The organism is Sphingomonas sp., from assembly GCF_035555815.1.
Taxonomy (GTDB): Bacteria; Pseudomonadota; Alphaproteobacteria; order Sphingomonadales; family Sphingomonadaceae; genus Sphingomonas.
Genome location: NZ_DATMGG010000044.1, coordinates 1 through 11807, shown reverse-complemented (window position 1 = coordinate 11807; position 11807 = coordinate 1). Strand labels below are relative to the sequence as shown.

10 protein-coding genes are annotated in these 11807 nt (G+C 68.1%); 2 read left to right on the top strand and 8 right to left on the bottom strand.

Annotation, left to right across the window (positions count from 1 at the left end; translation table 11 throughout):
* Positions 1-33 precede the first annotated feature (33 nt).
* The 4 genes from VNR91_RS02435 to VNR91_RS02420 all read right to left on the bottom strand — a co-directional run bounded on the left by VNR91_RS02435 (position 34) and on the right by VNR91_RS02420 (position 4281).
* Positions 34-399, bottom strand: coding sequence for a hypothetical protein (locus tag VNR91_RS02435; RefSeq protein WP_325489202.1), 366 nt, complete (start codon positions 397-399; stop codon positions 34-36).
* An 86-nt stretch (positions 400-485) separates the two neighbouring features.
* Positions 486-1406 carry a cysteine synthase A gene (cysK, locus tag VNR91_RS02430; protein ID WP_325489201.1) on the bottom strand — a complete coding sequence of 307 codons (921 nt, stop codon included), beginning with the start codon at positions 1404-1406 and terminating at the stop codon, positions 486-488.
* A 28-nt stretch (positions 1407-1434) separates the two neighbouring features.
* Positions 1435-2802: an MFS transporter gene (locus VNR91_RS02425; protein WP_325489200.1), complete on the bottom strand. Its 1368-nt coding sequence runs from the start codon at positions 2800-2802 to the stop codon at positions 1435-1437.
* Between the two features lie 123 nt (positions 2803-2925).
* Positions 2926-4281, bottom strand: a complete 1356-nt coding sequence (locus tag VNR91_RS02420; protein ID WP_325489199.1) for an MFS transporter — start codon at positions 4279-4281, stop codon at positions 2926-2928.
* A gap of 375 nt (positions 4282-4656) precedes the next feature.
* Here VNR91_RS02420 and VNR91_RS02415 point away from each other — a divergent pair, with 375 nt between their 5' ends.
* A complete protein-coding gene (locus tag VNR91_RS02415; RefSeq protein WP_325489198.1) occupies positions 4657-5010 on the top strand; it encodes a hypothetical protein in 354 nt (117 codons plus the stop codon).
* 103 nt (positions 5011-5113) lie between these two features.
* A complete protein-coding gene (locus tag VNR91_RS02410; RefSeq protein WP_325489197.1) occupies positions 5114-6649 on the top strand; it encodes a diguanylate cyclase in 1536 nt (511 codons plus the stop codon).
* Here the strand turns inward: VNR91_RS02410 and VNR91_RS02405 are convergent.
* The 4 genes from VNR91_RS02405 to rpoD all read right to left on the bottom strand — a co-directional run.
* The gene (locus tag VNR91_RS02405; protein WP_325489196.1) at positions 6636-8945 is read right to left on the bottom strand and encodes an ATP-dependent helicase; all 2310 of its coding nucleotides are present in this window, start codon (positions 8943-8945) and stop codon (positions 6636-6638) included. The two genes, VNR91_RS02410 and VNR91_RS02405, sit on opposite strands and share 14 nt — an antisense overlap.
* A 167-nt stretch (positions 8946-9112) precedes the next feature.
* Positions 9113-9958, bottom strand: coding sequence for a MoxR family ATPase (locus tag VNR91_RS02400; RefSeq protein WP_325489195.1), 846 nt, complete (start codon positions 9956-9958; stop codon positions 9113-9115).
* Between the two features lie 67 nt (positions 9959-10025).
* Positions 10026-10697, bottom strand: coding sequence for a DUF6975 family protein (locus VNR91_RS02395; RefSeq protein WP_325489194.1), 672 nt, complete (start codon positions 10695-10697; stop codon positions 10026-10028).
* A gap of 198 nt (positions 10698-10895) precedes the next feature.
* Positions 10896-11807, bottom strand: a 912-nt coding sequence (gene rpoD / locus VNR91_RS02390) for an RNA polymerase sigma factor RpoD (RefSeq protein WP_325489193.1), incomplete at its 5' end; no start/stop codon positions are given.

Below are 11807 nucleotides of genomic sequence, written 5' to 3'. Positions count from 1 at the left end.
TAACCCAATCACCCGCGCAGCGAAAGCCGCCGCTCAGTCGGGCCAGAAGCCAGTGCCCTCACAGATATCGAGCGCGTCGATGGCGCGCGCGCGGCACTGGCCGGTGGTGCACACCGGCGCGGCGCGCGAGAAACGATGGGTGCAGGTCTCGCTGGCGAAGGGCCGCGGCGCGGGCACCACCATGGTCACGGAACCGGGCGTGCCGGATACGGGCGGGCGGACCAGCCGGGTAGCGGCGGGAGGCGCGGTGAGCGGCGTGGCGGATGGCGGCACCAGCATGGTCACCGCCGCCGCCTGTCGATGCGACGCCGGCGGTGCGGCGGCGGCGGGGTTACCGCCTCCGCCGAACACGATCGGCCAGAACAACACCGTCGCCAGCATCACGCCGGCACAAATCATCGCGTTTCGCACGGTTCCCCCCGGGAACGATCGCGTTGGAATCGCGTGGGTTCCTAATGGAAAACAGTTAACCGCGCGAGTCGTTTTCAGGCATCCGGAAGGAAATCCGGGACCGACAGATAGCGTTCGCCGGTATCGTAGTTGAAACCGAGCACGCGACTGCCCGCCGGCAGATCCGGCAGCTTCTGCTGAATCGCGGCCAGCGTCGCGCCCGAACTGATGCCGACCAGCATCCCTTCCTCACGCGCGGCGCGGCGCGCCATCTCCTTCGACAGGCCGGCGTCGACCTTGATCACCCCGTCGAGCACCTGAGTGTGAAGGTTGCGCGGGATGAAGCCGGCGGCGAGGCCCTGGATCGGGTGCGGCCCCGGCTGGCCGCCCGAAATCACCGGCGACAGTTCCGGCTCGACCGCGAACACCTTGAGGTTGGGCCAGCTCTTCTTGAGCGTCTCGGCAACGCCGGTGATGTGTCCGCCGGTGCCGACTCCGGTGATCAGCACGTCGATCGGGGCGTCCGCGAAATCGTTCAGGATTTCCTGCGCGGTCGTCCGGGCATGAACCTCGATATTCGCGGGGTTCTCGAACTGTTGCGGCATCCACGCGCCCGGCGTCGCCGCTACCAGCTCCATCGCCCGCTCGATCGCGCCCTTCATCCCCTTTTCGCGCGGGGTAAGGTCGAACGTCGCACCATAGGCCAGCATCAGCCGGCGCCGCTCGATCGACATGCTCTCCGGCATGACCAGCGTCAGCTTGTAGCCCTTGACCGCGGCGACCATCGCCAGCCCGACGCCGGTGTTGCCGCTGGTCGGCTCGACGATCGTGCCGCCGGGCTTCAGATCGCCGTCGCGCTCGGCCGCCTCGATCATCGACAGCGCGATACGGTCCTTGATCGAGCCGCCGGGATTGGCGCGTTCGGACTTGATCCACACTTCGGCACCCGGAAACAGGCGCTGGACCCGGATATGCGGGGTGTTGCCGATCGTCTCGAGGATGGTCTGGGCCTTCATGGGTCGAACTCCTGCTTCGTGCACGGCGTTAGGGATGGGGGTTTGCGGCTTCCGCATCAAGGGTGGCGTGCGGCGCCGATACCGGCTCGACCAGATGGTCCGGTGGATCGAAGGTGCGCGCGTTGCGCAGTTCCGGGAACCAGCGCGCCCACAGTGCCGTGACGATGATCGCGCCGATCCCCCCGGCGACCACCGCCGCCACCGGCCCGATCAGCGCGGCGAGAAAGCCCGATTCCGCCTCTCCCAGCTCGTTCGATCCCGAGACGAACAGTGTCGAAACCGCGCCTACGCGCCCGCGCATCTCGTCAGGCGTATGCAGCTGGATCAGCGACTGGCGAACGTAGACCGACACCATGTCCGACGCGCCCAGCACGAACAGCGCGGCAAGCGCGAGCAGCATCGCCGGCGAGAACTCGCCGTCGGTGGCGGAGGGGCCGAGCAGCGGCACCAGCAGCGGCCCGGACAGGCCGAACACCGCCGTCGCCACGCCGAACAGCGCGACCGCACCGAGCATCTTGGTGCCGACATTCGATTTGAGCGGGCGCCAGCCAAAGATCAGCGCCATCGCCACCGCGCCCGCCGCCGGCGCCGCGCGCAGATGACCCAGCCCGTCGGCGCCGACATGGAGGATATCACGCGCATAGACCGGCAGCATCGCCGTCGCGCCGCCGAGCAGCACCGCGAACAGATCGAGCGAGATCGCCCCGAACACCAGCCGGTTGCGGCGGACGTAATGGAGCCCGTCGATCATCTGGACCCACGGATTGGCGTCGCCGCGGATCGTGCTGCGCGGCACCACGCCGATCAGCATCAGCATCAGGAACGCAAACAGGAACAGCCCGCCCGATACGGCGTAGGGCAGCCAGTCGTTGACCGCGTAGAGATAGCCGCCCAGCGCCGGTCCCATCACCGCCGCGCCCTGCCACGCGACCGAGCTGATCGCGATCGCGGTGGGCAGGACCTCCTTCGGCACCAGATTGGGCGACAACGCCCCCAGCGCCGGCCCGGCGAAGGCGCGGGCGACGCCGAGCAGCGCGGCGATGCCGAACAGCCACGGCAGCGCGATATGCCCGCTCCACGTCAGCCCGCCGAGCGCGATCGCGCACGCCGCCTCCAGCGCCACGGAAGACCGCGCGATCCAGCGGCGATCGATGCGATCGGCGACCCACCCGGCGAACAGCGACAGCACCAGCAGCGGCACGAACTGCGCGACGCCGATCAACCCGAGCTGGAACGCGGCCTCCTTCACCGTCATCGTGCGGCGGGCGAGGTCGTAGACCTGCCAGCCGATCACGATCACCATCGCCATCTGCGCCAGCGTCGCCGCGAACCGGGCGAACCAATAGGCGCGGAAATTGGGGATGGTGAACGGGTGAGGATGGGTGGCGGTGGCCATGGGTGAGGCGCTCATAGGCGCGAGCGATGGTGCGTTGCAACGGCGCGTCACGATTTCGACGGCATCGGCTCGACCGGGGCGCAAGCCCTGGCGCCGCGCCGACCGGGCGGCGTTGCCCGGCGGCTAGCGCACCTGGCTGGCCGGCTGGGTTCCTTCCGCTTCGCCGAACTGCGGATTGCGGATCGAGGGGCGCAGCCGGGCGACGCTGCACAGCCCGGCGATGAGCGCGAGCGCGGCGGCGGTATAGGGCGGCACCGGCCCGGCGCCGATGCCCATCGCCAGCAGAGCGGCGACCAGCGTCGCGCCGGACGTCTGCCCGACCATGCGGATCGTCGATACCAGCCCGCCGGCGGCGGTAGCGCGGTCGCGCGGGCTCGATCCGACGACCAGCCGCGCGTTCGGTGACAGGAACATGCCGAATCCGGCGCCGCACAGCGACATCCGCCACGCCACGTCGACATAGCCGGGATCGGGCGGCAGGTTGGCGAGAAGCACCAGTGCGGTGACCGCCAGCGTCATGCCGACGCCGCCCAGCAGCCCGGCCGGGATCCTGTCCGACAGGGCGCCCGATATCGGCGCGACGAACAAGGTGGTCAGCGGCCACGGCGCGATCATCGCGCCGACCTCGGACGGGGAAAATCCGTAGCTGTGCTGAAGCCGGAACGGCAGCGACAGCAGCAGCGCCTGGCTGGCGAGGAACGCGGTGAACGCGCCAATCGCCGACAGCGCGATCACCGGCCGCGACAGCAGGTCGATCGGCAGGATCGGCTTCGCTTCGTGCATCTCGCGCTGGACAAAGAACCAGCCGATGCCCAGCCCGGCGACGACGATCGCACCCGACACCACCGGGCTGTCGCCATGGACGGCGCTTTCCAGCCCGCCGATCACCAGCCCGAACGTCGCCGCGCACATCACCGCGCCCAGCACGTCGAACGGTTCGCTCCGGCGCGGCAGGTCGGGCAACGATCGCCCGAGGAACAGCGAGATGATGGCGAACGGCACCGCGCTGGCGAATACCCACGGCCACGGCGCAATGCCCAGGATCAGCCCCCCGACGGTCGGCGCCGCGGCGGCCGAACTCGACACGATCACCGCGTTCAGCCCGAGCCCCCGGCCGAGCATCGCGCGCGGATAGATCGCGCGGACCATCGCCGATGTCACGCTGAGCGCGCCCGCCGCGCCGATCGCCTGTGCCGTCCGCACGATCAGCAGGAACGGCAGGCTCTCGGCAAAAAAACACAGCATTGTCGCGACGGCGAACAGCGCCTGCCCGCCCTGGTACATCCGCTTGACACCGATCCGCTCGGCCAGTCCGGCGAACGGGAGCAGCAGCATCACCAGGGTGAGCTGATAGATGGTGACGATCGACACCACCGCCGCATTGTCGACGTGGAGCGATCGCGCGATCGTCGGCAGCGCCACCGCCGCGATCGCGCCGTCGATCACCACCAGCGCCGTGCCGAACGACACCGCGACCATCGCGACATAGCGACGCGGTGTCGGCAGGCCGTCATGTGGGAGGGGCAGGGCGGCGCCGGGCGGCGGCGGAAGCGATGTCTGCGCCTCTCCCTCCACCTCCGCTGCGCCTACGGTCGGCGCTGTAGAGGGGGGAGGGGCTTTTTCATCCATGCAGGAGTGCCTTAGAAACGCCGCGCCCCGATTGGCAAGCCTGCTGCGTGTAACCGGGACCGCCAGCGGCCGCCCCGGCTCCCGCCGTCGTCAGCGGCGCGCCAAGGCGCGGCATCGGACGATTCCGCAGCGGCATGGCGAACGGCAGCCGAAGGCGCGTCGGACTATACCAGCCGCCACAACTTTGGTATTGCTGCGATGCAGCATAATCTATAGATACCGGGTATGTATTTGTCCGACGCGTCCGATACCGCCGCCAAGCCCGCCCCCGCGATCATCATGGAGGCGATCGTGCGCCAGCTTTGCCTGGCCGCGACGTACAATCGCGCGGATATCGTCGTCGCGCCGCACATCCTCTACATGCGTCACGACGAGCTGTACGTCGACGCGCTGACGGTATCGCGCAACCTGATGCTGGCGAAGGAGCCGAAGCTGGCGACGTTCAAGCTGACGGGGCTGGGCGCGCTGCGCCTGACCGACCGCAGCTTCGTGCCGAGCGCGCTGTTCGAGCCCGAGGCGGAGAAGTACGCCGGCTGCGCGTTGATGGCGGTCGAACGGGAATCGCAGCCTGCCGACTGAACGGGGCAGCGCGCCGCACCTCGACACTCCGGTGCAAATGGCTACGCTTTTCTAAGGGTATTGCGTCACAATCCCGGTTCGGCAACGGATCAAGTACCGGTCTATGCGTGGATTCTGGGTAACAAGCGGTTGGCACGTCCGTTCGACGGGCGATGATTCCGCGATCCTTCCCGGCTGGCGTGCCTATGCCCTGCTCCCCGCCTATGTCGCGCTCCACGCGCTGGCGATCGTCCTGCCGACCGGACAGGCGCCCGCATTGTCATTCCTGTTCACGGTGTCGGCGCCCTTGCTGGCCGGCGGAGCGTGCGTGGCGCGCGCGCGGCGATCGCGCGTGCCGCATGGCTGGATCGCGCTAGCGGCGGCGATGCTGTTGTGGGCGGGCGGCATGGGGGCCACCGCCGCCAACACGCTGCTGCTCGACAACGCGAGCGGGGTCAACGCGATCAGCATGGTGCTGTTCGTGCTGTACGGCGTGCCGCTGCTGTTCATGGTCGCCAGCCCCGAACGCGAATTATGGCCGGCGCAGCTGGTCGACGGTGCGCTGGCGCTGGCGCTGGGGGGCCTGTTCTTCGCCCACAGCTTCGCCTTCGCCACCATGACCGGCACCAGCGCGGCAGGCCTGATCAGCCTGGCGCTGATGTTCGACATCGAAAACCTGTTCATCGCGATCTTTGCGCTGATCCGGTTCGTGGCGAGTCCCGGCGCGACCGGGCGATCGCTGTTCGGGACGCTGGCGGTGTTCGCCTGCGCCTATCTGCTGACGGCGGGCTATATCAATCATTTCGCCGAAGACACGGATTATGGCAGCTATTCCGATCTGTTGATCGACGTCCCGTTCGTGCTGCTGGCGGCGCTGGCGATCGGACGCGGCAGCGAGCGTGCGGCGCCGGTGGCGGTGTCGGCGCGGCTGGCGCATCTGGTGCGCGCGGGCAGTCCGCTGGTGCTGCCGGCGACGTTGCTGGTCGTATCGGGGGTGCTGGTGCCCCACTATCCGGCGCTGGCGGTGGCGGGCTTCATCGTCGCCACATTGCTCACCGGGCTGCGCAACATCCTGGTCCAGACCCGCAGCCTGGAGGAGCACGACCGGCTGGAGCAACTGGCGCGCGTCGACGCGCTGACCGGGCTGGCCAACCGGCGCCAGTTCGACGAGACGCTGTGGCGCGAATGGGGCAGGGCGCGGCGCGGCCACGGGTCGATCGCGCTGCTGATGATCGACATCGACCATTTCAAGCAGCTCAACGATCGCTTCGGCCACCCGACCGGCGACGCGCGGCTGCGCGACGTGGCGCGTGCGCTGGCGGAAACGGTATCGCGCGGCGGCGATCTGGTGGCGCGTTATGGCGGAGAAGAATTCGCGGCGATCCTGCCCGCCACCGGGCGCGAGGCGGCGATGCGGATCGCGGAGGCGATGCGCGCGAAGGTGGAGGCGCTGAAACTGGCCGCCCCCGGCGCCGCCGGCATCGTGACGATCAGTATCGGCGTCGGCCATGCCGACACGGTGGACGGGAGCGAACCCGCCGAACTGATCCGCTGCGCCGACGCCGCGCTGTACGATGCCAAGGCAGGGGGCCGGAATCGCGTCGACCATCGCGCGCTGGCGGGTTTCAACCCGTCCGACCGCGCCATCATCCGGCGGTGACGAAGCTGTCCATCACCCGCTTGCGCCCCGCCGCCTCGAAATCGATCTCGAGCTTGTTGCCCTCGATCTCGGCGATCACGCCATAGCCGAATTTCTGGTGGAACACGCGCATCCCCAGCGACAGGTCGTCGCGACCCTTGTTGCCCAGGCTGATCGCGGAGCGGGTCGCTTCCTTCACGCGGGCGGGTTCGCGCGAATAGGTGCGGGGGGTGAAGCCGCCGCCGGGCTTCTTCGGATCGACGCCCGCCGCGCGCTGCCAGCCGGGGCCGCGGCCGGTGCCGCGACCGACGTCGGCGAACGGATCGGCACGTTCGCTCCAGTTGGCGCGCCACAGGCTCTCGCCGCCGGACATCGTCGTGTGCTCGTCGATATGGGCCTTGGGCAGTTCGCCGACGAAGCGGCTTGGCAGGCTTGACGTCCACTGGCCGTAGATGCGGCGATTGGCGGCGTGGAGGATCACCGCGCGGCGCCGCGCGCGGGTGATCGCGACATAGGCGAGGCGGCGCTCCTCCTCCAGCGACGCCAGCCCGCCCTCGTCGAGCGAGCGTTGCGAGGGGAACAGCCCTTCCTCCCAGCCGGGCAGGAACACCGTGTCGAATTCCAACCCCTTGGCGGCATGGATGGTCATGATCGTGACCTTGGCCCCGGTGTCGGCGGCTTCGTTGTCCATCACCAGGCTGACATGCTCGAGGAACGCGCCGAGGCTGTCATATTCCTCCATCGCGCGGACCAGCTCGCCCAGATTCTCGAGCCGGCCGGCGGCATCGGCCGACCGGTCGGCCTGCCACATCGCGGTGTAGCCGCTCTCGTCCAGCAACTGCCGGGCCAGTTCGGCGTGGGGCAGCTCCTCCGCCATCCGGCGCCAGCGGGCGAAATCGCCAACCAGCGCGCCAAGCGACTTGCGTGCGGCGCCGGTCAGTTCGTCGGTGTCGAGGATGCGCGCGGCGGCGATCGACAGCGGCACGCCCTCCGCCCGCGCGAGCTGGTGCAGCCGCGCGACCGCCTTGTCGCCCAACCCGCGCTTGGGCACGTTGACGATCCGTTCAAAGGCGAGGTCGTCCGCGGGCTGGGCGACGACGCGAAGGTAGGCGAGGGCGTCGCGGATCTCGGCCCGCTCATAGAAGCGGAAGCCGCCGACGATGCGGTAGTTGATGCCGGTGGCGATGAACCGGTCCTCGAACTCGCGGGTCTGGTGCTGGGCGCGGACCAGGATCGCGATATCGTTGAGCGAGGTGCCCGCGCGCGATGCCGCGTCGATCTCATCGCCCACGCGGCGCGCCTCTTCCGGCCCGTCCCACACGCCGATGACGCGAACCTTCTCGCCCTCGCTTTCCTCGGTCCACAGCGTCTTGCCGAGCCTGCCGCCGTTGTTGGCGATCACCCCGGACGCGGCGGCGAGGATGTGCGGGGTGGAGCGGTAATTCTGTTCGAGCCGGATCACCTTGGCGGCGGGGAAGTCGCGTTCGAATTTGAGGATGTTCTCCACCTGTGCGCCGCGCCACGAATAGATCGACTGGTCGTCGTCGCCGACGCAGCAGATGTTCTTGCGTTCCTGCGCGAGCAGGCGGAGCCAGAGGTACTGGCTGGAATTGGTGTCCTGATACTCGTCGACCATGATGTAGCGGAATCGCTGCTGGTAATGCGCCAGCACCTCCCGGTCGGTCTTGAGGATGGTCAGGACGTGGAGCAGCAGGTCGCCGAAATCGCAGGCGTTGAGCGCGCGCAGCCGATCCTGATAGGCGGCGTACATCTGCGCGCCCTTGCCGTTGGCGTAGAGTTCCGAATCGCCGGCGTCGACGTCGCGGGGAAGCAGGCCCTTATTCTTCCACCCGTCGATATGCCCGGCCAGCGCGCGGGCGGGCCATCGCTTCTCATCGATGTCAGCGGCGGCGATCAGCGTCTTGAGCAGGCGGAGCTGGTCGTCGGTGTCGAGGATGGTGAAATTGCTTTGCAGCCCGACCAGTTCGGCATGGCGGCGCAGCATCTTCGCGCCGATCGCGTGGAAGGTGCCCAGCCAAGGCATCCCCTCCACCGCGTCGCCAACCAGCCGGCCGACCCGTTCGCGCATCTCGCGCGCGGCCTTGTTGGTGAAGGTGACCGCGAGAATCTCGCTGGGGTAGGCGCGGCGGGTGTAGAGCAGGTGCGCCAGCCGCGCGGTCAGCGCCGCGGTCTTGCCGGTGCCGGCGCCGGCCAGCACCAGCACCGGGCCGTCAGCGGTGAGCACGGCTTCACGCTGCGGGGCGTTGAGGCCGCGCAGGTACGGCGGATCGTCGGGGGCGGGCACAGGTACGGACATGCGCGAACAGGTAGGGAACGCTGGCGCTGCGGGCAAGCGCGGTGTTGCCGGCTGGGCTCTCCGCGGCGAAGGCCGGGGGCCAGTCAGGCGAGCCGATGTGGTCGCGGCGCCGCGCTATCCACCGGCGCCCCGCAACTGGGTCCCGGCCTTTGCCGGGGAAGACCTTCCTACCGCGTCTGGCGCTTGGCCATGAACGCCAGCCGTTCGAACAGCATCACGTCCTGTTCGTTCTTGAGCAGCGCGCCGTGCAGCGGCGGAATCGCCTTCGTCGGATCGCGGTTCTGGAGCACGTCGAGCGGCATGTCCTCGTGCAGCAGCAGCTTGAGCCAGTCGAGCAGTTCGCTGGTCGACGGCTTCTTCTTCAACCCCGGCACCTCACGGATGTCATAGAAGATGTCCATCGCCTTGCTGACCAGGATTTTCTGGATGCCGGGAAAATGGACGTCGACGATCGCCTGCATCGTCTCGCGATCCGGGAATTTGATATAGTGGAAGAAGCAGCGGCGCAGGAATGCGTCGGGCAGCTCCTTTTCGTTGTTCGAGGTGATCACCACGATCGGCCGCTCGACCGCGCGGACGGTCTCACGCGTCTCATAGACGTGGAATTCCATCCGATCGAGTTCCTGGAGCAGATCGTTCGGGAACTCGATATCGGCCTTGTCGATCTCGTCGATCAGCAGGACGGGCAGCTGGGGCGCGGTGAACGCTTCCCACAATTTGCCCTTGCGGATGTAGTTGGCGATGTCATGCACCCGCTCGTCGCCAAGCTGACCGTCGCGGAGCCGCGCCACCGCGTCATATTCGTAGAGGCCCTGATGCGCCTTGGTCGTCGACTTGACGTTCCATTCGATCAGCGGCGCGCCGACCGCCTTGGCGATCTCATAGGCCAGCACGGTCTTGCCGGTGCCCGGCTCGCCCTTGACCAGCAGCGGGCGGCGCAGCGTGACGGCGGCGTTGACCGCGACCTTCAGATCGTCGGTCGCGACATAGCTTTGAGTACCCTCGAACCGCATTCCAACCCCGCCGAAATTTCAAAGATCGGGTATGCAGTAGAGGGACAATATGGGGGAGTGCAAGCGTTCAGCCGGGATGATGCCGGCGCGCCTCCGCCCGCGCTTCGAGCAATTGCCACAGCGCGCGATGCTGGGCGAGCGTCTGGCTGGCACCGAACAGCATCGCGCGTTCGAACGCCGCCGGTTCGGCGAGCGCCGCGACCACCGTCGCGCTGTCGCGCGCGGCGGGCAGCGCGGTCTCGATCACCTGAAGCCCCATGCGCCGCGCGCCGGCGTCGAACACCTGGCGGATGGCCGGCCAGTCGAGCACCAGCGCCATCGCCGCCCCGATCGCGACTCCGGCGCGGTCGGACTGGGCGAGCATGTCGAGCGCGTGGCGCTGGCCGGCGATCGCGCTTTCGCTCTCGGCCTGCCCAGGCGTGCTCGGCAGCGGGCCCGCCGCCGCGACCAGGCGGACGATGCCGTCGCGTTCGCGTGAGAAGCCGGTCACCGCTTCCGCCAGCCACGCCTCGACCACCGGATGCCTGGCGCGCCCCTGCGCGAATTCGAGCACGCCGGGATGGCGGGCGTGGAGCATGCACCAGCAATGCGCGGCGTCGGCCAGATCGCGTGTCGTCGCGCTGGCGCCGGCCAGCGTGGTGGCGAACGGCTCATTGCCGCTGCCTTCCGCCGCGACCAGCGCGATCAGGGAGTCCCACGCTTCACCGAAGTGCGCGCCATGTACCGATTGAAACGCCATAAGCTCCCGGATCCGAGGTGGCGCCGGAAGAATCCCGGCACCGCTTCATTCGGACAAAGCCTATACCGAAGGACGTAAAGACGCGGTTGACCCGCGATTAATCACATCTTCAAGTCGGGTGGCCCGCGATGGGACTGGGGCGGATTCCTGCCTGGCCCCGCTCCTGCGATGATACGCCGGGGCGGGGCGATTAGAGCGTTATTGATCGAGGAACGACCGCATCTTGCGGCTGCGCGACGGGTGCTTGAGCTTGCGCAGCGCCTTCGCCTCGATCTGGCGGATGCGTTCGCGCGTCACGCTGAACTGCTGGCCGACCTCCTCCAGCGTGTGGTCGGTGTTCATGCCGATTCCGAACCGCATCCGCAGCACGCGCTCCTCACGCGGGGTCAGGCTGGCGAGAACGCGGGTGACCGTTTCCTTGAGGTTGGCCTGGATCGCCGCGTCGACGGGAATGACCGCGTTCTTGTCCTCGATGAAGTCGCCCAGGTGCGAATCCTCCTCGTCGCCGATCGGCGTCTCGAGGCTGATCGGCTCCTTGGCGATCTTCATCACCTTGCGGACCTTCTCCAGCGGCATGGACAGGCGCTCGGCCATCTCCTCCGGGGTCGGCTCGCGGCCCTGCTCGTGCAGGAACTGGCGGCTGGTGCGCACCAGCTTGTTGATCGTCTCGATCATATGGACCGGGATGCGGATGGTCCGCGCCTGATCCGCGATCGAGCGGGTGATTGCCTGCCGGATCCACCAGGTGGCGTAGGTGCTGAACTTGTAACCGCGGCGATACTCGAACTTATCGACCGCCTTCATGAGGCCGATATTGCCCTCCTGGATGAGATCCAGAAACTGCAGGCCGCGATTGGTATATTTTTTGGCGATGGAGATGACGAGGCGCAGATTGGCCTCGACCATTTCTTTCTTGGCGATGCGTGCCTCACGCTCGGCCTTCTGCACCATGTTCACGATGCGGCGGAACTCGGGCAGCGAGGTGCCGGTCGCCTGGGCGATTTCCGCCACTTCGCTGCGGATGCGTTCGACCGGCTCGGCCTCGGCCGCCGCGAAGGCCGCCCATTTCTTGTCGATCTTCATCACGCGTTCCAGCCAGCCGTCATCCAG

What these genes read in the sequence shown, in the direction of transcription:
- VNR91_RS02425 (WP_325489200.1), bottom strand. Translation starts at nt 2,802, where the DNA reads ATGGCCACCGCCACCCATCCTCACCCGTTCACCATCCCCAATTTCCGC.
- VNR91_RS02405 (WP_325489196.1), bottom strand. Translation starts at nt 8,945, where the DNA reads ATGTCCGTACCTGTGCCCGCCCCCGACGATCCGCCGTACCTGCGCGGC.
- VNR91_RS02395 (WP_325489194.1), bottom strand. Translation starts at nt 10,697, where the DNA reads ATGGCGTTTCAATCGGTACATGGCGCGCACTTCGGTGAAGCGTGGGAC.
- VNR91_RS02415 (WP_325489198.1), top strand. Translation starts at nt 4,657, where the DNA reads ATGTATTTGTCCGACGCGTCCGATACCGCCGCCAAGCCCGCCCCCGCG.
- VNR91_RS02410 (WP_325489197.1), top strand. Translation starts at nt 5,114, where the DNA reads ATGCGTGGATTCTGGGTAACAAGCGGTTGGCACGTCCGTTCGACGGGC.
- VNR91_RS02420 (WP_325489199.1), bottom strand. Translation starts at nt 4,281, where the DNA reads ATGGTCGCGGTGTCGTTCGGCACGGCGCTGGTGGTGATCGACGGCGCG.
- cysK (WP_325489201.1), bottom strand. Translation starts at nt 1,406, where the DNA reads ATGAAGGCCCAGACCATCCTCGAGACGATCGGCAACACCCCGCATATC.
- VNR91_RS02400 (WP_325489195.1), bottom strand. Translation starts at nt 9,958, where the DNA reads ATGCGGTTCGAGGGTACTCAAAGCTATGTCGCGACCGACGATCTGAAG.
- VNR91_RS02435 (WP_325489202.1), bottom strand. Translation starts at nt 399, where the DNA reads ATGATTTGTGCCGGCGTGATGCTGGCGACGGTGTTGTTCTGGCCGATC.